Source organism: Thalassospira sp. MBR-102 (genome assembly GCF_040549275.1).
In the GTDB taxonomy this organism is placed as follows: Bacteria; Pseudomonadota; Alphaproteobacteria; order Rhodospirillales; family Thalassospiraceae; genus Thalassospira; species Thalassospira xiamenensis.
In genome coordinates this window covers 171,635-197,020 of record NZ_JBEPTC010000006.1, presented here as the reverse complement: position 1 = coordinate 197,020, position 25,386 = coordinate 171,635, and the positions used below count along the sequence as shown (strand labels likewise).

Genomic DNA, 25,386 nt, shown 5'->3' with positions numbered 1-25,386 from the left:
GGCGAAGCGTACGCCGGATCAAGGACAGTTTTCGGGTTTTCGATCCAGTTCGACATGCGCGATGACACCCTGAAAACCGTATTTGCGGGCTTCAGGGCAAAACCGGTCCGGATCGGCCCCTTCTTCGATATATTCAATGGCAAAGACCGGCTTGTTCATCTGCACATAGGACAAAAAAGCATCCATGAAGCCAAACCGATAGGATGATTCAAGCAGGGAGAAATCCATTCTGTCGATCAGATCAGGCACCAGTTCGGCAGCATTTTTCTGCCCGATGGCAAGCCCGCGCGCATGCGCCTGCTCAATCAGCCATCCGATATATCGAACCTGATCGGAACGTGTCAGATCGAACCCGGTTTTCTTGTTGGTTGTATCCGCTTCATAGGCATCAATGTTATCCGGCTCAATAGCCAGAAAACCCTTTTCCCGACACAGGTCAAGCCGGGCTTCCATAATATGGGCGAATTGGTCAAACCGGCTGATATCAAGCCAGTTTTCACCTTCCCACCCCCAATAGGGATTCCCGATGACACCCTTTGGGAATTGTCCGTAATCGTCGTTCCATTCCTCGACCGCACCAACATTGATATAGCAAATCGGGAAAATACCGGCCGCGCGCCATTCCCGAACCTGATCGGCCGTCGTTTCGAACAGATCGCTATCGATTACGCGGATATTGCCGTTAACATCAATGTCACCCTGCAACTGCCAATGCAGCGGCCCGTCCGGCACCGTTGGCCAGTCATCCGCCGCCGCGATGCCGACCCCTGCAGAAAATTGCAAAACAAAACCAGCAACGGCAACAAACGCGCGCATCCATACCCCCGGAAAATCAATTTTCTGAGTTTGCCCGTCTGGCAGGCAATAGACAACCACCCAAAAAGAAAGCGCGGCCGTTTCCAGCCGCGCTCTTGCACCCGTAACGGGTGCGATCCCCCGAAACCCGCCGGGCTTGGTCAATCGATATATCTTTTAGCCCTTCAGCCTGACGATAAACCAAGGTCGCCGGTCACCAAATCGGCCCATTTATCAGGCTCACGCATGTCGGTATTACGCAATTCGGGGCGACGCATCCGCGCCTTGTTAAATAACTGCAACCGGTCGCCCGGCGACATCTGACGCAGGCGAAGCAATGCCTTGCACACCGCATCATTCGGGGCATGAACCGGTTTCTGGAAGCTTTTTTCGATCACTTCAAGCCGACGCTCAAGCCAGTTGCGCGTCGAAACCACATCCGCAATCAGTGACTTCAATTCGCGAACCACCGGGAAATGATTTAACGCCACATGAGCCCTTGAAATGGTTGCACGCCATATCTGGCGTTCAACACCTTGCAGGTAACGCCAGTAAATCCGGACCTTGGCATCAATTTCAATGGTTGTTTGATCCGGCCCCGGCAGATGGCGCGCAAGTTCGTCCAGATCATCACGGAATTCTTCAATACTGACCGGTGCATGAACGCCGTGAAACCGTTCACGCAGGTCAAGAACCGAACGGATCGCACCGCGGGCCGGGCGATAACGGCCCTGGCCGTGCAAATCGGCACGTAACCAGTCAGGAAGGTCGGCATCAGCAAGCAGGAAATCGACAATTTCTGCATGTCCGGCATGAACCGGCAGAGGGGTCCGCAGATAGTCAGGCAAACGAACGTGTTTCGTTCTTTCCATAGTGGCCTCCTAACTTTGTTGCCGATCCGTCTTGTGCGGTTATCGGCTCGATAGGTGTGCCCCGTCCCTCAACCAATAGATTAACACTTGGTTAAAAGAGATATGGTGCGAAAACGAAACGTTTCAACCGCCCGGTTTGTTCCGACCATCCATTTCAACGGTAAAATTCTCGTGATTTACGATAACGTCTAAGGCCCGGTTATGCCGCGCCATTCCCCATCAGATCGACTGATACGGAATTTCGGCGCGGCTGCCACAAACCACGATCAATCGCCTCGCGCAGGCGGTTGCGAATATCGCGAAGCGCATCGGGATTATGATCCCTGATGAATTCACGCACATCGCGATCGCCAAGATACGCATCATAAACCAGATCAAAATGATGATCCGCAACACAGCGCGCCGTTGCGGCAAAGGCAAACAGGTAATCCACCGTCGCCGCCATCTCAAATGCGCCCTTGTAACCATGGCGCATTACGCCTTTGATCCATTTCGGATTGACCACGCGTGCCCGGACCACACGGGCAATTTCTTCTTCCAATGTACGGATTTTCGGGCTTTCCGGCCGGGAATGGTCGCTATGATAAACCGTCGGCTGTTTGCCGGATAAATGCCGGACCGCCGATGTCATTCCGCCTTCGAACTGATAATAATCATCGGAATCCAGCAAATCATGTTCGCGGTTATCCTGATTATGGACAATCGCGTCTACTCGCGACAGCCGCGTTTCAAACAGATCACGCGCGGCTTCGCCTTCCGCCCCGTTGCCATAGGCATAACTGCCCCACGCCAGATAGGCATCCGCCAGATCGTCGTCATCTTCCCAAAGCTCTTCATCAATCATTGCCTGCAACCCCGCGCCATAGGCACCGGGCTTGGCACCAAACACGCGAAATGCCGCCTGTTTTCTGGCCTGATCAGGATTGGCCCCGGCCTCACACAGCTTTACCGTTTCTGCCGCCACCCGAACCGCAATCGGGTTCATATCAGGCGCTTCGTCGGTTTGCGCGGCGACCGCACGTACCGCACTGTCAAACAGGTCAATCAGGCCAGGGAATGCATCGCGGAAGAACCCCGATATGCGCAACGTCACATCAACGCGCGGTCGCCCCAGCAGGGATGCGGGCATAATCTCGAACCCGGTAACCCGGCGCGATGCGCTGTCCCATGTTGGCCGAACCCCCATTAAGGCAAGCGCCTGGGCAATGTCATCACCACCGGTACGCATATTGCTGGTGCCCCAAACCGAAAGACCAAGGGCTGCGGGCCATTCACCATGATCCTGCACATGCCGTTCCAGTAACAATTCAGCTGATTTCCACCCCAATTGCCATGCCGCCGGGGTCGGGATCGTGCGCGTATCGACCGAATAGAAATTCCGCCCGGTCGGTAAAACATCTGGCCGCCCGCGCGTTGGCGCCCCCGATGGCCCCGGTTCGACAAACTTGCCCGCAAGACCGCGCAGCAATCCGGCAATCTCTGCCTCGCCACAGGTTGTCACCGCCGGACGAATAGATATTTCGATATCGGAAAGAACTTCAATTGTCCGTTGCCATGCCTGATCCGCGACCACCTCCCCACGTACCAGATCACGCGCCAAAAGCTCGATCCGCTCCACCGTATCGCCCATGGTACGCCACGCACCAACGTCATATTGCGCAAGAATTTCGGGCCTAATTCCTGGCCAGAATTCGGCAAAGGCACAATCAAGCGGATCAAAATCGGGATCACCAAGGATATCGGCGGCCAAGGCCCGATGAAGTGACGCCTTCGACCCCTCGCTCGCCCCGCGCGGCAATCTTGCTAGTGCGACCAGAAGATCGGTCAAAAGATCGCCTTCCGGTGCCTTACCAAAGATATGCAGACCATCGCGGATCTGAAGTTCCTTCAACTCGCACAGATAGTTATCAAGCTTGGCAAGCGCGCTTTCCTCGTCCTCGTCTGGCTCTATTCCGCAATCACGGTCAAGCCCGATGCGAATAGCAAGCTCAAGGATGTCACGCTTCAGGATGATCAATCTGCGTGGATCAACTGCTGCTGCGTCGTAATATTCATCAACTAGTGCCTCAAGATCCTTAAGGGGTCCGTAACTCTCTGCTCGCGTCAAAGGCGGGGTCAGATGATCAAGGATCACCGCCTGCGCACGGCGCTTGGCCTGTGTGCCTTCCCCCGGATCATTGACGATAAAGGGATAGAAATGCGGTGTCGGGCCAAACACGGCTTCGGGGAAGCATTCTTCCGACAGCGCTAATGACTTGCCCGGCAGCCATTCCATATTGCCGTGTTTGCCGAAATGAATGACTGCCTGCGCCCCGAAATGATGGCGCAGCCAGATATAAAACGCGAAATAGTTATGCGGCGGCACCAGATCGGGCGAATGATAGCTTTCAAGCGGATCGATATTGTATCCGCGTGCCGGTTGCAGCCCAACCACAACATTGCCCATCGGCAGGATCGAAAGGGCAATCGCCGACCGATCCGGCAGATAAAACGGATCACTCTCCGGCTCTCCCCAGGCATCCGTTACCTGCTGACGGATGCGTGCGGGCAGGACGGCAAATGCCGCGCGATAATCGGCAACCGGGATCGTCACACGAACGGTGCGATCCGCCAGCGACTTGAAATCATTCGTCGGTCCGGCCTTGACCGCCGCGATCAGGGCATCGCCATTTTCCGGCAGCTCATTAATCCTGTACCCGGCATCCTTCATCGCCCGAAGGGTTTCAATCATCCCGGCCGGTGTATCAAGCCCCACACCATTGCCAAGGCGCGCATCCTTGTTGGGATAATTGGCCATGATCATCGCAACTTTGCGCACCGGGGCATCCGTCTTGCGCAATTTGACCCAATTGGCCGCCAGTTCGGCAACAAACGCCACCCGATCGCGCACCGGGATATATTTGACCAGATCAATCTGGGTCAGGGCATCCTTGCCCGCCGATCCCTTGAACGACACGGCGCGCGATAAAATACGGCCATCCACTTCGGGAAGTGCGACATTCATCGCAATATCCCGCGCGGCAAGGCCGTTCACCCCATCCCGCCACGATGCTTCACCACCGCCAGATAGCACCACCTGGAAAACCGGTGCATCGACAACATCAAACGGCCCATCTTTTCGTTCCACACCCGGAACGGAAAGAGAGAAGCCGGTGGTGTTCAGGATCAAATCCGCACGTGTTGACCCCAGCCATTCTTCAACCAAGGCCGCCGCAACCGGGTCTTTGAGGCTGGCAACAAAAACAGGCAATGGATTGAGGCTATTACCCAACAACTCCTCAACCAGCGCATCAATTACATCCAGATTACCAGCCTGAATTAATGCACGGTAGAAGATGATCGAGACAACAGTATGATTTTGTTTCCAATTCTGTTCAATTTCTTCGAGATTTGCGGTGATTTTCCCCGGCCAATAAAGGCCTGCCTTGACCAAGGGTGCCGCCGGCTTCCAGTCCCAACTGACAGACGGGTTCAATTTTTCATATATAAGACGCAGTAAATGTTCAGCATTTCCCGGACCACCTTCGATCAGGTAACGCCAGATTTGCTGATACGTTGCACCCTTTACCGTCGATAACGACAACAGTTCCGCATCGGGTTGATCGTCACCTGGCAACAGTACCAACGGCACGTCGTTGCGACGGGCCAGTTCGACCAGCTGTTCGATCCCGTATTCCCAATATCCCCGCCCGCCCAGAATGCGCACGATGATGAATTTAGCATCGGTCAGAACATCCTCGACATAAAGATCGACCGACATGTTGTGACCCAGCTGCAATAGACTTGCCAATCGCAGCGACGGTGTCGCGTCGCCAAATGCTGAATGCAATCGCGCCTGCGCCCCGGCCAGACAGGCAAGCTCGGACTCTGCTGCCGACAGGATAACGACATCGCCCGGGCTTTGCCCCAGATCGACGGCTTCGCTTCCATCGGTAACAAGTCCAGGCTGGGCGGCAAGCAGATGCATCGGAAATGTCCGTTTCTTTTATCGTGTGCTGGTTCAAGATCATCCGCCCGCACAACGTTGTCGACCGGATGATCTTACAATTTCAAAACGTCACGATGCCTTGATTGCCGCTTCGATGGCACCGCGATCCAAGCCATGCAGGCCGATCACCACCAGTTCCGACCGGCGCGTTTCGGTTTCGGCCCACGGCCGGTCGAAATAACGCTGGAACCTCTCACCAACGCCCTGAACAACCTGGCGCATCGGCTTGCCGGGAATATCGAGAAAACCCTTGATCCGCAGGACATCGAACTGACGCACGACATCAATCAGGCGTTTTTCAAGCACGGCCGCATCGTCAACCGCGTCAAGTGACACGACAAAGCTTTCAAAATCGTCGTGGTCATGTTCGTGACCATCGTCATGATGTGAGGGGCGGCTATCAAGATCGTCTTCGGCCGCCGCTCCAAGTCCCAGCAAAACAGCATTTTCGACCTTCGAATGCGCGGTCGCGATGATCTTGACCGATGGGCGTTTCAGCTCGGCCCGGATATCTGCCTCGACCTTGGCAACTTCGGCAGCGCTCAGCAAATCGGTTTTGTTCAGAACCACCATATCGGCGCAATGAAGCTGCTCTTCAAACAGTTCCTCAAGCGGGCTTTCATGATCAAGATTATCATCCGCCTCGCGTTGGGCCTGAACCGCATAATGATCATGGGCAAACAACCCGTCGCGCAATGCCGCCCCGTCCAGAACAGCCACCACACCATCTACCGTGACCCGTGAACGGATTTCCGGCCAGTTGAACGCCTTGACCAACGGTTTTGGCAGTGCCAACCCTGATGTTTCGATAACGATATGATCAGGCGGCGTGTCGCGATCAATCAGGCCCTTGATGGTCGGCAGGAAATCATCGGCCACCGTGCAACAGATGCAACCGTTTGCAAGTTCGACAACGTCGTCCTCGGCACATCCCGAAATGCCACAACCATTTATCACTTCGCGGTCCACGCCCAGATCACCAAATTCGTTGATGATCAGCGCAATCCGCTTACCCCCGGCATTTTCCAGCATATTGCGGATCATCGTGGTTTTGCCTGCACCAAGAAAACCGGTGATCACTGTTGCCGGAATTTTTCCAAGCTGTGCCATATTCAATTACCCTTAAATCTATGAATTCTGATCTATTTAACCGACATCGGAATGCCCGCAACCACAAGCGTCACCTGATCGGCAAGCTCGGCAATCCGTTGATGCAATCGTCCGGCATGATCGCGAAAGCTGCGCGCCATGGCATTTTCCGGCACAATCCCGAAACCGACCTCGTTCGAAACCAGAAGAACTGGGATATCCAGCTCCGGCAAAAGGTCGCAAAGCCGGTCAAACTCGGCCTCGATATCGCGATCTTCCAGCATCAGATTGGTCAGCCAAAGCGTCAGACAATCGACCAGTACCGGTTTGCTGCCGTCGCGATTGCAGGCAGACAGGACACCGAAAAGATCAAGCGGTTCCTCAATCGTTTGCCATATCTCGCCGCGCGATGATTTGTGAAGTTCGATGCGATTTGCCATTTCCTCGTCCCATGCCCGGCCGGTCGCGATATAAATACCGCCGCCTGCATGGTTGATCCGGTTTTCGGCAAACCGGCTTTTGCCCGATCTGGCACCGCCAAGGATCAGATGGATCCCGGCAAACTGGCTGTTATCAGCCATATTATGGGTCATAGCCGCCTTCCTTCGCTTTGACCTCCCACCGAGGCCGGATTGCGTTACCCCATATCCTTACGAACAGGGATACCGATGGCTGGTTTCCTGGCTGCGGGCATGAAAGCAATCCGCCTTCCCGGCATGTTGTCTGCAAATCAACATTACCGGTGGCTTGTGACATCACATCACCCGGATCACCCAACCCGTTACAGTTGCGGGGGCAGCACCGGCATCACACCGGTTTCCCATCACCAAACGGCAGCGCCGAACCTAGCAGCTTTACCCCCACGACCAAAGCCCAAACTCCGACCTAACCATAAGGTCAGTATTTGTAAGAATTGACTGCTTGTCGGCGGTTATTCTTTAGGAGAACATAATTTTGTCACGTTGGATCAGAGCCGACAAAAGCCGCCCGCGTGACCGCCGGACATTACAAAACAAACAAAGTCCGGATGCCGAAACCGCAAACGGTTTCGGAAAAACTTCTTGGGGTTAATTGGAAATTTGCTGATCAAATGGCAATTCATGAACAAATTCAACGAATTCGGAATCTGAAATCAACAACCTGGCAAACCGTATCACGCGAAGACATGTGGCGCGGGCTGCTGGATAGATTGAGCTATAATGATCAATCCTTTCCCGAATTCCTGCAACATCATGCTGTAAATGGTGAAATATCATTGGCGCGTCGTGATGTTCGAAACATTTATGCCAGCCGCCCGACCTGTGGTGTTGTCGCGACCATCATTTGGTCGCATGCGCGTGGCATCCGCGTAAATGCGCTTTCGCTTCTGGTCCGTGACCTGACGAAACTCGTGGAATTGTTCGAAAATGACGATTTCGACGAAGATCAAATGTCACTGCTTCTGGGCCAGCCTGGGATATCCATCCCGACCGCCAGCAAAATGCTTTCAGCCTGTGGTAAGAAATACAAAGGCAAACCCGCCGCCATCATCGACGACACGATCATTCAGGTTATTGAAGCACCGGAATTTGCATCCGACTTTACGGAAATCAACGAGCTTCGCGGCAAATCGCGCAGCCGGCCTATTCCTTACTACGAAGCCTATCTCGACGATGTCGCGTCAATCTGTGGCAGATACGATGTCTCTGCCGATATGGTAGATCGCTTTTTGTCGGAATATGCGCTTGTCGATGCGCAGGAAAACGATCAACGGAAATCCGCCTGAAAACTGATACCCTGTGTGGCATTTCATTCAAGCCCCACAGGGTATCGGCAGATGGGTACTGCCCAGTCCCCTTTTATCAGTAACGCAGATTAACCCCGGTCACCCGCCAGCCCGGCTGATCGACGCCGTTTATATGTTCGATCCGTGTCACGCCAAGCGTATCAATATGAAATGATAAGGCAGCCTCAAGCGACAGACCAAGCGCATTGGCAAGGGCCGCGCGCACCGTCCCGCCGTGAATAACGGCCACAATATCGCGCCCGGCCCAATATCTTGTCAGCCGGTCAAATATTGGCCCAACCCGTTCGACAACGTCGCTGAAACTTTCACCATTCGGAGGATGCTGGCGCGCGAAATCGGCCCAGAAACGGGTGGTTTCCCCTTTGGGAAGATCATTCCAGTGCTTCTTTTCCCATGCGCCAAAATGCTGTTCGGCAAAGCCGGTTTCACGCGTCGGCAGGATGTTTTCATCCATCAGCTCAAGAAGTTTAAGCGCGGTATCAAGCGTGCGCGAAAGGTGGCTCGTAATCCAGACCGCGTCGTTTGGCAAATGGCGTGACAGGGCACGCAATGCCTTTTCATCGGTAAGATCAACCGGCATGTCGCTTCGGCCATAGACAAGCCGTTCCGGGTTGAGAACCGGCGCATGGCGAACAAGCCACCAACGGGTTGTCACTGCTTTGTCCATTCTTCCCCCAAGGAAAAATGCGGTCGAAAAATACGACCCGGGTTTGGGCTCGGTTTTGAACGGTTCTTTTCATGATCTTATCATCAGGCAATCTGAAGTATCGCGATAAATGCAATACCGACAAGCAGTTCGGAGATGATTTGGGTCATGCCCAGCACATCGCCAGTATGGCCACCAATCTGATGCCGGGCGATCCATCCGACAACCGATGCCCCGACCATCATGGCAATCAGACACATGAACGCGGTCACCGCACCCGCAACAATCACCACCAGAACCAAGGCGATGGCAATACCCGCGCTCACCACTTTGATGTCGGGTCGCCCGGCACTTTTGCCAAGACCATCTTCACGCGCCGGATCAAACACATAGGTCACAATCGGCATCGCCGCGCGCGATAGTGTCGCCATCACAATCAGGATGGCGGCCATGCTGCCACTTTCACCCGCAGCATCCAGAAGGGCGATGCGCATCGCTAGGCATAAAACAAGCGCAACAACACCATAAGTCCCGATCCGGCTGTCGCGCATGATTTCAAGCTTGCGTTGACGGTCCAATCCACCGCCAAACCCGTCGGCACAATCGGCAATGCCATCCTCATGCATCGCCCCAGTCAACGCGATCAGGGTAAAAGTCGCGACAATGGCCGTAATCATGACATTGCCGGTCAGAATCTCGATGACGTAGGCCGGAATGATCGCAATCCCGGCCATGAACAACCCAACCAGCGGCCAGCACCAAACTGATCGTGCCATCGCATGCGCGCTGAAGTCACATGGAATGAAAACCGGTATCCGGCTTAGCAGGGCAAGAGCACGCCAAAAATCAGCAAGCATCCCCTTGGGGGGGGCTTCAGGCTCAGGTTCTGATTCAGATCCGGTTTCTGGCTGTTTGGCATCAACTTGATCATCATCAAGGTTTTGCAAATTCATTCCGGTTTGATTATGATCATTGTTCACGGGTGTGTTCCGATATTCGAACTGGCATTTTGCACGCAATCAGACTAATCATGGGCGCGACAGAAGCCAAGCAGAAGACGCTTTGCATCCTTGTCCGCCAGCCGGAGATTTTCCATGTTCGATCCCAAGCATCCCCCCCAAAGTCTTGATGAAATCCGCACCCTGATGGCCCAATTGCCCGGTGTCGATGCAGAGGCTCAGGCAGCCGTAAGTACGCGCGAGCCACAATTGACCAAGCCCGCAGGCGCGCTCGGCAGGATGGAAGATATCAGCCTTTGGCTGGCCGGGTGGCAAGGAAATTCACGACCGAACATGACACGCCCGCGTGTCACGGTCTTTGCCGGAAGCCACGGCGTCTGTGCACAGGGCGTGTCGGCATTCCCGGCCGAGGTCAACCAGCAGATGGTTGAAAACTTCATCAATGGCGGTGCGGCAATCAACCAGATCTGCAAAACGGTTGACGCGGAACTGCGCGTGATGGAAGTCGCCCTTGAAATCCCGACCAACGATTTCTCGCAAGAACCCGCCATGGATGACGAAGGCTGCGCCGAAGCAATGGCCTTTGGCATGAGCGCCATCGAAAAGGGGATTGACCTTTTTGTCCCCGGTGAAATGGGGATTGGCAATACCACCTCGGCCGCCGCCATTGCCTATGCCCTTTTTGGCGGTGAAGCCGCCGACTGGACCGGACGCGGCACCGGCATCGACGATGAAACGCTTAAACGCAAAACACGCGTGGTCGGGGATGCCATCATCCTGCACAAAAATCAGTTCCATGATGCATTCGACGTTCTGCGCTGTGTCGGCGGACGCGAAATTGCCGCGATGGCCGGTGCCATTCTGGCCGCGCGTTACCAACGGGTACCGGTTCTTCTTGATGGATATGTTTCCTGTGCAGCCGCGGCAATCCTTGGCACTCTTCGCAGCGATGCCCTTGACCATTGTCTGGTCGGGCATGTTTCGGCCGAACCGGGCCATAAACGACTGATCGAAAAGCTTGGAAAACAGGCGCTTCTCGATTTTGGCATGCGCCTTGGCGAAGGATCGGGTGCTGCCCTTGCCATTCCGCTATTGCGGGCATCGGCGGAATGCCACAACGGCATGGCAACCTTTGCCAAGGCAGGTGTCACAAGCCGCGACGCGTAATCGTTTTGATTTCGGAATTAAAAAGGTACCGGCCGTTTGCTGGCGTTATTTTTTGGTGCGCTCGCTCAGCAGATGCTCGACATGGCGACCCTGGAACATGGTGATATTGATCGAATGACCAAATTTGATCGCCCGCTCATCATCGCAGCGGCACATGATCACGCGCGTATCGCCTGATTGCGCCACAGCTTCGCGCATGGCGTTGCCGTGCTCTTCGTCCAGATTTTCCATTTCCGGGTCCCAGATCATCTTGATCATATCAACGCCAAGCTTGTTGCGGTTGATATAGGGCAGCGAAAGATGGCTGATCCCGTCAATACAAATCCGGTAACCACGATCGCGGCAGAAATCACGCGCAAAGAAGAATGCGCCAAGATCGGCAAAGATATCGATCTTTTGCAGTTCAAGCACGATGGTTCCGCGCTGACCTGCCTTGACGTTGCTGTCAAATGTCAGGAAATCCGGCGACAGCAGGGTCGAAACATTCAGATTGATACTGACCGAACCGGTCACCGATGCATCATTGCTGCGTGTCAGCAACGACAACATGCGACGATCAAGAATTTCCGTCAGATGCTGAAACAGCCAGCGATTGGACAAAACATTGACATCGGGCAGCAGTGTTTGCTGCAAATCCTTGATCGAAATGAACAATTCGTGAAAAACCGGCGTCGGGTTCGCATCACCGACAACCGCACAAATCGCCTGCCTGCGCATCAGGTTCGAAAGATCGGCCCTGCGCAATGCTTCGTCAATACGCCCCAGTATTTTGGGTGTCAGCGGTGCACGATCATCTTCAAGCATCGGGCTGTCGTTGTGACGCTCGGCCGCCTTGCTGACCTGACGCGGACGGTTGGCGTTTGAGCGCACAAGCGTTTGTGTCAGATGCAGGAAATCCTTGTATTGCTGTGCGACATCGAAATAGTCGGTAAAGGTCGCAGGCGCACCGCTTTCATCCTTGCCGTCACTGATCAGCGGATCATCATTGAAAAGGAATTTGAGCCGGAAGATGACTGCATTGACCTCGTCAATCTCGGCCGCATCAAAGATGAAAATCAGATCCTGATTGGACAGCGTGAAAATACGCCCGGTCACATCAGGAACGATTTCTTCGAATGATGCAATTGCCGTCCGGATATGATGATCGCGCCGGTTGAACGGCAGCAGCTTTGAAAAATGCACATGAACCGCCCCCACGCCATCCTTGCGACGCTCAAGACGGCGCACATAATCGACCAAAAAGGCTTCGGGTGAGGGTAACGTGCTTTCAGACATTCAGAATGACCAGATTTTCCAATGTGCAACGCGCGGCGAAAGTTCCGATTGAAATACAATAGTTCGCGGGCCGTTAACAGCTTATGTATTTATCATTGTGACAAATTGAAACCAAACCCGAAAATCAGTCATTTCCTGACGTTCCGATATTTGCCGAAAACACCACTTTTAAAAACGATAAGTCATGGCAATGGATCATCCAAGCTGCTAGTTTCAGGCCGATTTAAGTTCAACCTGTCAGGATTAAAAGATTATGTGGCGGCGCAAACGCATTCTGGTCACCGGTGGGGCCGGTTTTCTCGGTTCCCATCTTTGCGAAAGATTGCTCCAGGAAGGCCATGACGTTCTGTGCGTCGACAACTTCTTCACTGGCACAAAGGACAACGTTGTCCATTTGCTCGACAACCCGCATTTCGAGCTGATGCGTCACGATGTAACCTTCCCGCTATATCTTGAAGTTGACGAGATTTATAACCTCGCCTGTCCTGCGTCCCCAATCCATTATCAGCACGATCCGGTTCAAACCACCAAGACCAGCGTTCATGGTGCGATCAACATGCTCGGACTTGCCAAACGCGTCGGAGCGAAGATATTCCAGGCCTCCACAAGTGAGGTCTATGGCGATCCGGAAGTTCATCCACAGACCGAAGATTACCGTGGCAGTGTAAATCCGATCGGGCCGCGTGCTTGCTATGACGAAGGAAAGCGCTGCGCAGAGACACTGTTCTTCGACTATCATCGCCAGCACGGGCTGGAAATCAAAGTCGCGCGAATTTTTAATACTTACGGTCCCCGTATGCATCCTCAAGACGGCCGCGTTGTATCAAACTTCATCATTCAGGCTTTATATGATGAGGATATTACCATCTATGGCGATGGCCGGCAGACACGCTCATTCTGCTTCTATTCGGATCTGATTGAGGGATTTGTCCGCTTTATGGCGACCGAAAAATCGGTCAGCGGCCCAATCAATCTAGGCAATCCGCATGAAATCACAATTCGCGAACTTGCAGAGCGCGTAATTGATATGACTGGCGCGAAATCCAAACTCATATTCAAGGATTTGCCGGCGGATGATCCGTTGCAGCGCAAACCCGACATCACCAAGGCGCAAACAATCCTGAACTGGAATCCGACTGTCGCACTAGAAACCGGCTTGGCGTCAACCATCGACTATTTCCGTGATCTTGTGAAAAACCGCAGCTAGACAATCACCGAGTTGTATGAGTGAAGAAATGGATATCAATGCCTTCTTCGATGCCGAATTTGACGAGCATCTTGATCTGGTCGACAAAACCCGCGAAGCAACGCGTGCGCCCTTTGCAAAACTGGTATCGATCTGCACCAATGCGCTGAACGAAGGCAACAAACTCCTGTTCTTTGGCAATGGTGGATCAGCAGCCGACGCGCAGCATATCGCAACCGAATTCACGGTTCGTTACATCAATGACCGGCGTGCATTGCCGGCCATTGCCCTGACAACCGATAGCTCGGCATTGACCGCAATCGGCAATGATTTCGGATTTGATTATCTGTTTTCCCGCCAGATCGAGGCACTGGGTCGGCCAGGAGATGTCGCAATTGGCATTTCAACGTCCGGCAACAGCAGGAACGTCAATCTCGGCCTTGAAAAGGCGCGCGAGATGGGGCTGATTTCCACTGGCTGGACCGGTAAAACCGGTGGCGCCATGGTTGATCTGTGTGATCCGTTGATGATCGTGCCAAGCAACACCACCGCCCGTATTCAGGAAATGCATATACAGCTCGGGCAAATGCTTGTTGGCGCACTCGAACATACCCTTGGCCTGACCAAGGCCTGATCCGAGCCACTTTCGATTTAACGAACAGAAGACGATACGCACATGACCGATCTCAGCCATCTGGCCCAACTGGTTGAACAACTGCCCAATGCCAAGGTACTTTGCATCGGCGATGTGATGCTTGACCGGTTTGTCTATGGCTCGGTCACCCGTATTTCGCCAGAGGCACCGATCCCGATCATCCGGGTCGAACGCGAAAGTGCAATGCTGGGTGGTGCGGGCAACGTTGCCCGCAATGCGACGGCCCTTGGCGCATCGGTTCGTTTTCTTTCCCTTGTCGGTGATGATCTTCCAGGCCGGGAGGTGATGGAATATGTCGCCAATGACAAGAGTGTCGAGCCCTATATCCAGATTGAACGCAACCGCCCGACAACGATCAAAACCCGCTATATCGCGGGCGGACAACAATTGTTACGATCTGATAACGAAACTACCGCAACGCTTGCCGCCCCAACCATCAGCAACCTGTCTGCCTTGGCTGCACAACTAGCGCCCGATGTCAGTGCCATTATCCTTTCCGATTATGGTAAGGGCGTTTTGCATGGTGACGTTGTCGCCGCAACCATTGCTGCCGCGCGCAAGGCCGGAAAACCGGTTATTGTCGATCCCAAGGGTACAGATTACAGCATCTATCGCGGTGCGACGGTCGTCACCCCGAACCGAGCCGAAGCCCAGGCCGCAACCGGCATCGACATTCAAAGTGACGAGGATGCAATTGCCGCAGCCACCAAAATCATCACCGAATGCGGTATTGAAAACGTCCTTCTGACCCGAAGCCAGGATGGCATGACGCTTGTCACCAGCAAAGGTGAGGCAACCCACCTTCCGACCGAAGCACGCGAAGTATTTGACGTATCGGGGGCCGGTGACACGGTCGTTGCCTGCCTTGCATCGGCGATTGCCGGGGGTGCATCACTTTCAGACGCTGCGCGTATTGCCAATGTTGCCGCAGGCATCGTGGTTGGCAAGATCGGCACCGCTGTTGTTTATCCGGACGAACTGATTTCTGTTCTGCATCATCACGACCTGATGATCGGCGAAGCCAAACTGATGCCGCTTGACCGCATGGTGGACCGTGTCGAACGCTGGCGGCGCAAGGGTTATAAGGTCGGCTTCACCAATGGCTGCTTTGATCTTCTGCATCCGGGCCATCTGAGCCTCCTGCAACAGGCACGATCCAACTGCGACCGGCTGATTGTCGGGCTTAATTCCGATGCATCGGTCAAACGCCTTAAGGGCGAAGCACGCCCCGTGCAATCCGAGGCTGCCCGTGCGGCTGTCCTGGGGTCTCTTGAAACCGTCAGCGGTGTGGTGATTTTCGGCGAAGACACCCCGATCACGGTGATCGAGGCCCTCAAACCCGATATTCTGGTCAAGGGTGCCGATTACACCATCGACAAGGTTGTCGGCGCAGATATCGTGCAAGGATATGGCGGCAAGGTTGTTCTAGCCAATCTCGCCGATGGCTTCTCGACGACATCGACCATTGCGCGCATCAATCAGGGCAAAGACTAGACCAGCCCGACCCAGATCATCTTTAACACCAACGGCCATGCCGCGTTCAGAATACAGGACGTGGTGTAAAGTTTTAGCGCACGGTCGATGTCGCTGGCATCCGCATCCCGCCTGCCATCCCCGATATAGGGGTCTTCGACCAGTTCCGCGCCATATTGGCGCGGCCCGGCAAGCGATAGGTCAAGCGCCCCGGCAAAGGCTGCTTCCTGCCACCCGGCATTGGGCGATTTGTGTTTTGACGCATCGCGCAGCATGATTTTCCAGGCATGCGCGCCGGAAGTTTTGCGGCCCATCACAGCGGCAAGGCAGATCACCCCACCGGCAATCCGTGCAGGGACAAAGTTCGCAACATCATCAAGACGTGCCGCGAACTTGCCGAAATAAAGATAACGGTCACTGCGATGACCGATCATCGAATCAAGCGTATTGATCGCCTTATAGGCACAAAGCCCAATCGGCCCGACCAGCACGTACCAGAACAGCGGCGCGACCACGCCGTCCGAAAAGTTTTCCGCACAGCTTTCAATCGCCGCCCGGCTGACCCCGGCATCGTCAAGTGATTGCGGATCGCGGCCGACAATCATCGAAACCGCTGCCCTTCCGCCTGCAAGGCCATCGCGCTTTAAGGCGACCGAGACGTCTTTGACATGCTGATAAAGCCCCTTTTGCGCAATCAGGATGGCAAGCAGCAGAATATCGGCAAACCGGAAAACATCGCCAAATGACGATATCAGCTGGATCACGCCGCCAAACGACGCCGCACAGGCAATCACCGCCAGACTGGAGAGGCTTCCGCGTAAAAAGCGATCACTGTTACCATATCGCGGTTTGTTCAGGCGCTTTTCAAACCAGTCAATCAGATTGCCAATCCAGACCACCGGATGCGGCACCCGCCCGAACAGCCAAGGGAAATCCCCACAAACCGCATCAAGCACCAGTGCCAGAACCAGCACGGTGAAAAGCGGGCCCATGAAACCGGGCTGCGGAATCAGAAATTCAAGAATCATGGTTTCCATTGCGGCAATGTGCGTCGCAGGCACATGCCCGTCAATCATCATCCGGGATTACACGGGCAAATTACCGAACAAACAGCACGATTTGCCAATCGGTACGGGCTTTGATAAAAGAATTTCATACTTTTTGTTTTTTCTTCATACCATACTTCAAAATCCAGATCAGGAGGCCTCAAACCTGTTACTTACCCCTTCCATCATTTCGGGTAGCAAGATTTGTGACCACAACATCTGCAATCACCCGTAAAACAAACCACAACAGTTTGTATTTTCTATCCGACCCGCCCTTGCGACGATTATCCAATCAGCTGTGGCTTGCATTCCGCAGGCCAATCGGTGAAAACGGGGGTGGCATCGGGTACCGTGGCGGTTTGTGACCGTCGCGCACCAAAACACGAGAGAGACAAAGGAGCAGCCTTTTATGTCCCCCAAAGGCGCCGTAATGATATGCGGACACGGTTCGCGTGATGAGCGCGCTGTTTCACAGTTCAACGCCATGGTTGAAACAATGAAGCAGACCCATCTGGCCGATTATGATGTCGAAAGCGGCTTTCTCGAATTTGCGCACCCGATCCTGCGCGATGGCTTTGAAAAACTCAAAGCTATGGGCCACAAGAAGATTTATGCCCTGCCGGGCATGTTGTTTGCCGCCGGTCACGTCAAAAATGACCTGCCAAGCGAAGTGAACAATTTCGCCCATGAAAACCCGGATATCGACGTTAAATTCGGACGTGATCTGGCGATTGACCCGAAACTTCTGCGTGCCAGTGCTGATCGCATCGAAGAAGCCCTTGCAACCGCTGATGACAGCATCTCGCGCAAGGATACGCTTCTGATGGTCGTCGGGCGTGGCACCAATGACCCGGATGCCAATTCAAACGTCTATAAGGTCGCACGCATGTTACAGGAAGGGCTTGGTTTCGGACGTACCGAAATCAGTTATTCCGGGGTTGCCCATCCGCGTGTCAATGCCGGTCTGCGCGAAGCCATGAAGCTTGGCTACAAGCGTGTGGTGGTATTCCCGTATTTCCTGTTTGCTGGCATTCTGATCGACCGGATTTACGCCCATACAGACGAAATCGCGGCCGAATTCCAAGATGTTGAATTCATCAAGGCGGAATATCTGCGCGATCATCCGCTGGTGCTGGAAAGCTTTGCCGAACGCCTGGCTGAAATTGACACCGGCGACAACAATATGAACTGCCAGCTTTGCAAATATCGCGAACAGATCATTGGATATGAAGGCGACGTTGCAACACCTCAGGTCGGGCATCATCATCATGTGATGGGGATTGGCACCGACGGGCATAGTCACGGCGACAGTCATGATCACGGTCACCATCATCATGGGCATTCCCACGGTCATTCTCATGATCATTCTCATGACCACAGCCATGATCACGGGCACAGCCACGATCACAGCCACGAAACCAATAAAGCGACCGGTTCCTAACCGGTCGCCCTTCGTTCCTTTGCGAAAGGTGTGGCGATGTTCGACTATCTGCGGGACCCGCAGGAAATCTATCGGCAAAGCTTTGCAACCATCGAAGCCGAAGCCGATCTCGCCCGCTTTCCCGAAGAATTGCGGTCGGTTGCCGTACGGATCATTCATGCCTGTGGCATGGTTGAAAAGGGAGATCTGATTGCTTTTGGCGGCGACGTGGTGACCGCAGCAATCAGGTCCCTGCAAAATGGCAAACCGATCCTGTGTGATGCGGAAATGGTCCGTCACGGGATCATTTACCGCCTTCTGCCCCAACAGAACCCGGTCATTTGCACCCTGAATATAGATGGCAACGCCGAACGCGCAGCCAAGCTTGCTACTACACGGTCGGCTGCCGCCATCGAAGATTGGGCAGATCATATCGATGGTGCAATAATTGCCATCGGCAACGCGCCAACGGCGCTTTTTCATCTGCTTGAGGCCCTGATTTCGAACCGTCTGGCGAAACCGGCATTGATCATCGGCATGCCGGTGGGCTTTGTCGGTGCGGAGGAAAGCAAAGAAGCCCTGATTGCCCATGCCGGTGACATCCCGTTCGTCACATTGCGCGGCCGGTTTGGCGGCAGTGCGGTCACCGCGGCAACGCTTAACGCATTGGCGCGCCTCGCATCGCCGGGGCAGACACCGGATGGCACGGCCACAAAACCCACCGACCCTGACAAGGGGAATGGCAAATGAACGAACAATCGCCCTTGAACGGCAAAATCACCGTGATCGGCATTGGCGAAGACGGTTATGACGGACTAAGCACGATTGCACGTCAGATTCTGGAAACCGCCAGCGTGATTTTTGGCGGCAAACGCCACATCGCCATGCTGCCCGGATCAAATATTGCCACCCAGAACAGCTGGATCACCCCGTTCGAGGCCAATATGCCCCTGATCGAGGATTGCCTTGATCAGAACCCGGTCATTCTCGCGAGTGGCGACCCGATGTTCTTTGGTGTCGGCAATACACTGGTTAATTATTTCGGTTCCAGATCAATTAACGTGATCCCGCACCCGTCCAGCATCAGTCTGGCCGCCGCCCGCATGGGCTGGGCGCTTGCCGAATGCGATGTCATCACATTGCACGGGCGCGACCCGGAAATCCTGCGATCGCACCTGCGCCCGCGCGGCAAACTGATCACGCTCAGTGCCGATGGCAGCACCCCGGCACTGGTTGCCGTCATGCTGTGCGAAGCCGGCTACGATCAAAGCCATATGACGATTTGCGAACGGCTGGGCGGTACAGAAGAACGCATTACCACCCAGACCGCCCAAACATGGCAGTCCACGGCAACCTCAATGCCCGATGTCAAACCGGTTGATCCACTGAACCTGATCATGATTGATCTGGTGGCCGGTCCCAAAAGCCGCGTTCTGGGCAATGGGGCCGGTCTTCCCGATGATGCCTTCATCCATGACGGGATGATCACCAAATCCGAAATCCGTGCCCAAACCTTGTCATCCCTTGCCCCATGGCGCGATGCCATGCTTTGGGATCTGGGGGCGGGATGCGGTTCGGTTTCAATCGAATGGATGCGCGCCGGGGGGCAGGCCATCGCCATAGAGCGCGATGCAAAACGCTGCGACCTGATCGCAAAAAATGCCATCCGCCTTGGTACACCCGATCTGATGATCCGCCAAAAGGGGATCGAGGATGTGATTGCCTTCGCCGATCAACTTCCGACACCCGATGCGATTTTCGTCGGCGGCGGCATCACGACATCCAGTCTGATGAATCGGTGCTGGGATATCCTGCCGATGCATGGGCGGCTGGTGGCCAATACGGTCACGCTGGAAGGCGAAGAAGAATTATTACGGTTTTACAATAAAAACGGTGGCACCCTATCGCGCCTGTCGGTTTCCCGGCTGGTTCCACGCGGCAGTTTCAGGGGCTGGAGCAACCTTGCCCCCGTCACCCACTATGTCGGAGTAAAAGCATGAGCGACGCGGCCACAACACCCGCCAGCGCATTACCCGTGGCGGGTACGGCCTATGGCCTTGGCATCGGGCCGGGCGAACCCGACCTAATCACGCTCAAAGCCTATAACATACTGCAAAAGGCAGATGTGATTGCCTATCCCGCCCTCGAAGACGGCGCCAGTCTTGCCCGGCAAATCGTCACGCCGCATGTCCCCACAGGACGGATAGAGATCGCCATCCGCATTACCATGGGCCAGCCCGCCGACCCGATCTATGACGCCGCGGCCCTTGAAATCGGCGACCATCTGAAAGCCGGAAAAAGCGTTGCCGTTCTGTGCGAAGGCGATCCGTTCTTCTATGGCAGCTTCATGTATCTGTTTGGCCGTCTGGCCGAAGCCGGGCATCCGGTTCAAACCGTGCCGGGTGTCAGTTCCATGATGGCCTGCGCCGCCCAGCTTGGCGCACCGCTTGCCGCCAGAAACGATGTGTTGCAGGTCATTCCGGGACCCTTGTCCGAAGAACGCCTGCGCGCGCAACTTGGCGATACCGATGCGGCTGCCATCATCAAACTTGGCCGCCACTTCGCCAAAGTCCGCAAGGTGATCAAAGAACTTGGCCTGACCGACCGGGCGCGCTATATCGAACGCGCGACGCTTGAAACCCAGAAAATGGTCCCGCTTGGTGACCTTCCGGAAGATACCATAGCACCCTATTTCTCGATGATCCTGATCCACCGTCGCGGAGACGCATGGCGATGACGCCCCCGAATATCCCCACCGCCAGCAATACCAACCCGATCCTGCCGACGGACCCGATTGCGCCAATTGCGGTCATCTGTCTGACGCAGCGCGCCCTTGCCACCGCCAAACGCATTGCCGCAAACCTGCAGGGTGCATCAGTCCACGGCCTGCGCACACGCGTCTCGACAAGCGATGTCGATGTCGCGTTCGAGGATACCATTACACATCTGCAACAAACATTTTCGACTGATCATGTAATCATCGGCGTTTGCGCATCAGGCATCCTGATCCGCGCTCTGGCACCGCTTCTGGCAGATAAATGGCAGGACGCCGCCGTCATCGCAGTCGACGAGGCCGGCAGCACCTTCATCCCGCTTCTGGGCGGGCATCACGGTGGCAATCGGCTGGCGCGCGATCTGGCCGAACGGCTGGGCGGGCAGGCGGCGATCACCACGCCGGGCGATGCGATGCTGGGACTGGCCCTTGATGAACCGCCGGTCGGCTGGCATCTTGCTAATCCGCAGGCTGTCAAACCAGCCACCGCAGCCCTTCTGGCTGGTGAAACCGCCCGGTTCGAGGTCGAGGCAGGATCAGCCGCCTGGCTGACCAACAGCAATATCGAACGCAGCGACACTGGCAAGGTCATCATTCGCACCACCGCCAAGGCGATGGACACGAACAGGGACGACAAGAACAATCACGAGATTGTCTATCACCCGCCGGTTCTGGCGCTTGGCGTCGGATGCGAACGTCATTGCGAACCGGACGAGCTGATCAAACTCGCCACCGAAACCCTCGCCGAAAATGGCCTGAGCGCGCAAAGCGTTGCCTGCGTGGCATCCATTGATCTTAAGGCCGATGAAGCCGCCGTTCACGCACTGGCCGATCATCTGGGCGTCCCCGCGCGTTTCTATGACGCCGCAACACTCGAAGCCGAAGCCCCCCGCCTTGCCAATCCGTCCGATATCGTCTTTGCCGAAACCGGCTGCCATGGCGTTGCTGAGGGCGCGGCCCTTGCCACCATCGGCACGAACGGCACGCTGATCGTTTCGAAACAGAAATTAAAACGGGCCACCTGTGCCATTGGGCTTTCAATCGATGACATTGATCCGCTGCAATCGGGTCGTCCGCAGGGACGTTTGTCGATTGTCGGCATCGGCCCTGGACAGCCCGGCTGGCGCAGTCCCGAAGCCAGCAGCCTGATTGCGCGTGCGACCGATATTGTCGGTTATCAGATGTATCTTGATCTTCTGGGGCCACTGATTGACGGCAAATCCTGCCATCATTCCGACCTTGGCGCCGAAGAGGCCCGTGCCAGACACGCACTTGAACTGGCCGCCACTGGCAGGGACGTCGCCCTGATCGGGTCTGGCGATGCCGGGATTTATGCGCTGGCGACGCTTGTGTTTGAACTGCTGGATCGCGAAGATCGTTCTGACTGGAACCGCGTTGCCGTGCAGGTATCTCCGGGCATTTCCGCCCTGCAAGCCGCCGCATCACGGATCGGTGCGCCACTGGGCCATGATTTCTGTGCGATATCGCTTTCGGACCTTCTGACCCCGCGCGAGGATATCCTGCGTCGTCTCAAGGCCGCGGGCGAGGGCGACTTTGTCATCGCCTTCTATAACCCGGTATCCAAACGCCGCCGTGATCTTCTGGCACAAGCCCGCGATATCCTGCTTGAACATCGCGGGCCGGAAACACCGGTCGTGCTGGGTCGACAGCTTGGCCGCCCTGACGAACAGATAACAGTCGTTCCGCTTGCGAAACTTGAAGTCGATATGGTCGATATGCTGACCACCGTTCTGGTCGGCTCCAGCAACAGCCGCCATATCACACGCGGCGAAAACAGCTGGGTCTATACCCCGCGCGGCTATGCCAAAAAGGGCCCGGACGCTGCAAACGCCCCGGTCCACAGCCTCGATAATCCCAAAAACGATCCCAAAAACGATAAGGCAAACTGATGACCGTTCATTTTATCGGTGCCGGTCCCGGCGCCCCCGATCTGATCACCGTTCGCGGGCTTAAACTGATCGAAAAATGCCCGGTCTGCCTCTATGCCGGGTCACTCGTGCCCGAGGAAATCGTCAAATCCGCCCCCGACGGCGCGCGCGTGATTGATACCGCGCCGATGAACCTTGATGAAATTCTGGCCGAGATTGAAATGGCACATGCCGCGGGGCAGGATGTCGCGCGCGTGCATTCCGGCGATCCGTCGATCTATGGCGCGATTGCCGAACAGATCCGACGTCTGGATGACCTTGGCATCCCCTATGACATCACGCCGGGCGTTTCGGCCTATGCCGCCACTGCCGCCGAACTTGGGGCAGAGCTGACCCTGCCCGATATTTCGCAAACCGTCATCCTGACGCGCACCGCCATGCGATCATCCTGCATGCCCGAAGGCGAAAGCCTGGCCGAATTGGGTCGTTCGCGCGCCACCCTCGCGGTGCATCTTTCGATCAATAATCTGGTCAATGTCGTCCGCGATCTGATCCCGCATTACGGGGAAGATTGCCCGGTTGTTGTCGCCTATCGCGTCACCTGGCCCGATCAGCAATTCATCCACGGGACGCTTGGCGATATCCGCGCCAAGGTCAAAGGTAGTGGTATCACCCGGACGGCTCTGATCATGGTGGGCGGGGTCTTTGGGCGGAAGGATTTCACCGATTCCCGCCTGTATGCTGCCGATCACACCCATGTTTTGCGGCCAGCAAAACCGTAACCGAACTGTAAAACGCCCGTTTTTTGCACAATCAGTTAAACGACCCGGCCCAAATTTTCAGCAAATCCTGTTTTTGCTGAAAAAAGAAACATTTCAACCGTGAACATGCTTGACCGCCCCTTGCAGCACCGCCTTTAATCAAAGGATAAGCAAGGGGAGTGTGCATGTTCAACGAAATGATGATGAACGATGAAGTACGCGAACCTTATCGCGCACTGGTTGACTGGATGGAGGCCAGCGGGCCCGAAACCCTCCAGCAGAAGCGACTAGAGGCAGAAACTCTTTTTCGCAAAATCGGCATCACCTTCGCGGTCTATGGCGAAGGTGGCGATCCGGAACGGCTAATCCCGTTCGATCTTATTCCACGCATTTTCACCGCCACGGAATGGCGCAAGCTCGAACGTGGCGTCAAGCAGCGCGCACGCGCGCTCAACACCTTCCTGTATGACGTCTATCACAACGCCGAAATCATCAAGGCCGGGATCATCCCCGCCGATCTGGTGTTCAGGAACGCCGCGTTTGAGCCGGCCGTGATCGGCATCGATCCCCCGCGCAAGGTCTATAGCCACATTGTCGGCGTTGATGTCGTGCGCGTCGGCCCGGATGATTTCTATGTGCTGGAGGATAACTGCCGCACCCCGTCGGGCGTTTCCTATATGTTGGAAAACCGCGAAATCATGATGCGGATGTTCCCGGAACTGTTTTCGAAATTACGGATCGAACCGGTCGAAAGCTATCCGGACATGCTCCATAAGACGCTCAAAAGCATCGCGCCCAAACGGTGCGATCGCGAGCCAAATATCGTGGTCCTTACACCGGGTGCAATGAACAGCGCCTATTACGAACATTCCTTCCTTGCTGACCAGATGGGTGTTGAACTTGTCGAAGGGCAGGATCTGTTCGTGTCCGAAGGCCGCGTCTATATGCGCACAACGCGCGGGCCCGCCCGGGTTGATGTGATTTATCGCCGGATCGACGATGCCTTTATCGATCCGCTCTGTTTCCGGCCCGATTCCGTGCTGGGCGTTCCCGGCCTGATGAATGTCTATCGATCAGGCGGGGTTGCGATCTGTTCGGCACCGGGTGCCGGTGTTGCCGACGATAAGGCAATCTATACCTATGTGCCCGACATGATCCGGTTTTACCTTGGGCAGGAACCGATCCTGAATAACGTACCGACATGGAAATGCGCCAACCCGGACGATCTGAAATATGTGCTGGAAAATCTTGGCGAACTGGTCGTCAAGGAAGTCCATGGTTCGGGCGGGTACGGCATGCTGGTTGGCCCGGCCTCCACCAAGGAAGAACAGACGACCTATGCCGAGCGCATCAAGGCCGATCCGGGCGATTTCATCGCCCAGCCGACCCTTGCCCTTTCCGCCTGCCCAACCTTCGTTGAAAGCGGCATCGCCCCGCGCCATGTCGATTTCCGGCCCTTCTGCCTTGTCGGCGATGACATCCGGCTGACGCCGGGTGGCCTGACCCGCGTTGCCATGCGCGAAGGATCACTAGTCGTCAACTCGTCGCAGGGCGGCGGGGTAAAAGACACCTGGATCATGGCCGAGTAGAGAAGAAAGGGAAGTCA

22 protein-coding genes and 1 riboswitch are annotated in these 25,386 nt (G+C 55.3%); of the genes, 12 read left to right on the top strand and 10 right to left on the bottom strand.

The window, feature by feature from the left end; translation table 11 throughout:
• Positions 1 to 18 precede the first annotated feature (18 nt).
• The 5 genes from ABIE64_RS12725 to cobU all read right to left on the bottom strand — a co-directional run bounded on the left by ABIE64_RS12725 (position 19) and on the right by cobU (position 7,337).
• On the bottom strand, positions 19 to 816 hold the full coding sequence (locus ABIE64_RS12725; RefSeq protein WP_354377610.1) for an endo alpha-1,4 polygalactosaminidase: 798 nt from the start codon (positions 814 to 816) through the stop codon (positions 19 to 21).
• 164 nt (positions 817 to 980) lie between these two features.
• Positions 981 to 1,667: a hypothetical protein gene (locus tag ABIE64_RS12720; RefSeq protein WP_354377609.1), complete on the bottom strand. Its 687-nt coding sequence runs from the start codon at positions 1,665 to 1,667 to the stop codon at positions 981 to 983.
• Between the two features lie 199 nt (positions 1,668 to 1,866).
• Complete coding sequence (gene cobN, locus ABIE64_RS12715; protein ID WP_354377608.1) at positions 1,867 to 5,634, bottom strand: cobaltochelatase subunit CobN; 3,768 nt, start codon at positions 5,632 to 5,634, stop codon at positions 1,867 to 1,869.
• A 90-nt stretch (positions 5,635 to 5,724) separates the two neighbouring features.
• Positions 5,725 to 6,765: a cobalamin biosynthesis protein CobW gene (gene cobW, locus ABIE64_RS12710; RefSeq protein WP_341365291.1), complete on the bottom strand. Its 1,041-nt coding sequence runs from the start codon at positions 6,763 to 6,765 to the stop codon at positions 5,725 to 5,727.
• A gap of 32 nt (positions 6,766 to 6,797) precedes the next feature.
• Positions 6,798 to 7,337 carry a bifunctional adenosylcobinamide kinase/adenosylcobinamide-phosphate guanylyltransferase gene (gene cobU, locus ABIE64_RS12705; protein WP_341365290.1) on the bottom strand — a complete coding sequence of 180 codons (540 nt, stop codon included), beginning with the start codon at positions 7,335 to 7,337 and terminating at the stop codon, positions 6,798 to 6,800.
• Positions 7,338 to 7,397: 60 nt separating this feature from the next.
• Positions 7,398 to 7,621: riboswitch (cobalamin riboswitch) on the bottom strand.
• Positions 7,622 to 7,933: 312 nt separating this feature from the next.
• Here cobU and ABIE64_RS12700 point away from each other — a divergent pair.
• Positions 7,934 to 8,509 carry a hypothetical protein gene (locus ABIE64_RS12700; protein WP_354377607.1) on the top strand — a complete coding sequence of 192 codons (576 nt, stop codon included), beginning with the start codon at positions 7,934 to 7,936 and terminating at the stop codon, positions 8,507 to 8,509.
• A 76-nt stretch (positions 8,510 to 8,585) separates the two neighbouring features.
• Here ABIE64_RS12700 and ABIE64_RS12695 read toward each other — a convergent pair whose 3' ends face one another.
• Positions 8,586 to 9,197: a histidine phosphatase family protein gene (locus ABIE64_RS12695; protein ID WP_341365288.1), complete on the bottom strand. Its 612-nt coding sequence runs from the start codon at positions 9,195 to 9,197 to the stop codon at positions 8,586 to 8,588.
• Between the two features lie 83 nt (positions 9,198 to 9,280).
• A complete protein-coding gene (gene cobS, locus ABIE64_RS12690) occupies positions 9,281 to 10,033 on the bottom strand; it encodes an adenosylcobinamide-GDP ribazoletransferase (protein WP_037989300.1) in 753 nt (250 codons plus the stop codon).
• 237 nt (positions 10,034 to 10,270) lie between these two features.
• Between cobS and cobT the strand changes: the two genes are divergently transcribed.
• Positions 10,271 to 11,302 (top strand): nicotinate-nucleotide--dimethylbenzimidazole phosphoribosyltransferase, encoded by a 1,032-nt coding sequence (gene cobT, locus ABIE64_RS12685; RefSeq protein ID WP_354377606.1) that lies wholly within the window; start codon positions 10,271 to 10,273, stop codon positions 11,300 to 11,302.
• A gap of 45 nt (positions 11,303 to 11,347) precedes the next feature.
• Here cobT and ABIE64_RS12680 read toward each other — a convergent pair whose 3' ends face one another.
• Positions 11,348 to 12,577 carry an EAL domain-containing protein gene (locus tag ABIE64_RS12680; RefSeq protein ID WP_063092175.1) on the bottom strand — a complete coding sequence of 410 codons (1,230 nt, stop codon included), beginning with the start codon at positions 12,575 to 12,577 and terminating at the stop codon, positions 11,348 to 11,350.
• 229 nt (positions 12,578 to 12,806) lie between these two features.
• Positions 12,807 to 12,971, bottom strand: coding sequence for a hypothetical protein (locus ABIE64_RS22665; protein ID WP_414716738.1), 165 nt, complete (start codon positions 12,969 to 12,971; stop codon positions 12,807 to 12,809).
• Between ABIE64_RS22665 and ABIE64_RS12675 the strand changes: the two genes are divergently transcribed.
• The 3 genes from ABIE64_RS12675 to rfaE1 are packed head-to-tail and all read left to right on the top strand — an operon-like array spanning position 12,900 to position 15,912.
• The gene (locus ABIE64_RS12675) at positions 12,900 to 13,784 is read left to right on the top strand and encodes a UDP-glucuronic acid decarboxylase family protein (RefSeq protein ID WP_414716732.1); all 885 of its coding nucleotides are present in this window, start codon (positions 12,900 to 12,902) and stop codon (positions 13,782 to 13,784) included. The genes ABIE64_RS22665 and ABIE64_RS12675 overlap by 72 nt on opposite strands.
• Positions 13,785 to 13,812: 28 nt before the next feature.
• Positions 13,813 to 14,397, top strand: coding sequence for a D-sedoheptulose 7-phosphate isomerase (locus ABIE64_RS12670; protein WP_063092346.1), 585 nt, complete (start codon positions 13,813 to 13,815; stop codon positions 14,395 to 14,397).
• A gap of 42 nt (positions 14,398 to 14,439) precedes the next feature.
• Complete coding sequence (gene rfaE1, locus ABIE64_RS12665) at positions 14,440 to 15,912, top strand: D-glycero-beta-D-manno-heptose-7-phosphate kinase (RefSeq protein ID WP_354377605.1); 1,473 nt, start codon at positions 14,440 to 14,442, stop codon at positions 15,910 to 15,912.
• Here the strand turns inward: rfaE1 and cbiB are convergent.
• Positions 15,909 to 16,928, bottom strand: coding sequence for an adenosylcobinamide-phosphate synthase CbiB (gene cbiB / locus ABIE64_RS12660; RefSeq protein ID WP_223304940.1), 1,020 nt, complete (start codon positions 16,926 to 16,928; stop codon positions 15,909 to 15,911). The genes rfaE1 and cbiB overlap by 4 nt on opposite strands.
• 418 nt (positions 16,929 to 17,346) lie before the next feature.
• Between cbiB and ABIE64_RS12655 the strand changes: the two genes are divergently transcribed.
• The 7 genes from ABIE64_RS12655 to ABIE64_RS12625 all read left to right on the top strand — a co-directional run bounded on the left by ABIE64_RS12655 (position 17,347) and on the right by ABIE64_RS12625 (position 25,369).
• Positions 17,347 to 18,378, top strand: coding sequence for a sirohydrochlorin chelatase (locus ABIE64_RS12655; protein WP_354377604.1), 1,032 nt, complete (start codon positions 17,347 to 17,349; stop codon positions 18,376 to 18,378).
• A 36-nt stretch (positions 18,379 to 18,414) separates the two neighbouring features.
• Entirely contained in the window at positions 18,415 to 19,107 is a 693-nt protein-coding gene (locus ABIE64_RS12650; RefSeq protein ID WP_063092180.1) for a precorrin-8X methylmutase, read from the top strand.
• Complete coding sequence (locus ABIE64_RS12645; protein ID WP_063092181.1) at positions 19,104 to 20,357, top strand: bifunctional cobalt-precorrin-7 (C(5))-methyltransferase/cobalt-precorrin-6B (C(15))-methyltransferase; 1,254 nt, start codon at positions 19,104 to 19,106, stop codon at positions 20,355 to 20,357. The genes ABIE64_RS12650 and ABIE64_RS12645 overlap by 4 nt, the downstream gene beginning before the upstream one ends.
• Positions 20,354 to 21,094, top strand: a complete 741-nt coding sequence (cobI, locus tag ABIE64_RS12640) for a precorrin-2 C(20)-methyltransferase (RefSeq protein ID WP_354377603.1) — start codon at positions 20,354 to 20,356, stop codon at positions 21,092 to 21,094. The genes ABIE64_RS12645 and cobI overlap by 4 nt, the downstream gene beginning before the upstream one ends.
• Positions 21,085 to 23,040, top strand: a complete 1,956-nt coding sequence (cobJ, locus tag ABIE64_RS12635; RefSeq protein WP_354377602.1) for a precorrin-3B C(17)-methyltransferase — start codon at positions 21,085 to 21,087, stop codon at positions 23,038 to 23,040. The genes cobI and cobJ overlap by 10 nt, the downstream gene beginning before the upstream one ends.
• Complete coding sequence (gene cobM, locus ABIE64_RS12630; RefSeq protein WP_063092184.1) at positions 23,040 to 23,801, top strand: precorrin-4 C(11)-methyltransferase; 762 nt, start codon at positions 23,040 to 23,042, stop codon at positions 23,799 to 23,801. Before cobJ ends, cobM begins: the two co-directional genes overlap by 1 nt.
• Before the next feature lie 164 nt (positions 23,802 to 23,965).
• Positions 23,966 to 25,369: a circularly permuted type 2 ATP-grasp protein gene (locus ABIE64_RS12625; protein ID WP_063092185.1), complete on the top strand. Its 1,404-nt coding sequence runs from the start codon at positions 23,966 to 23,968 to the stop codon at positions 25,367 to 25,369.
• Positions 25,370 to 25,386 lie beyond the last annotated feature (17 nt).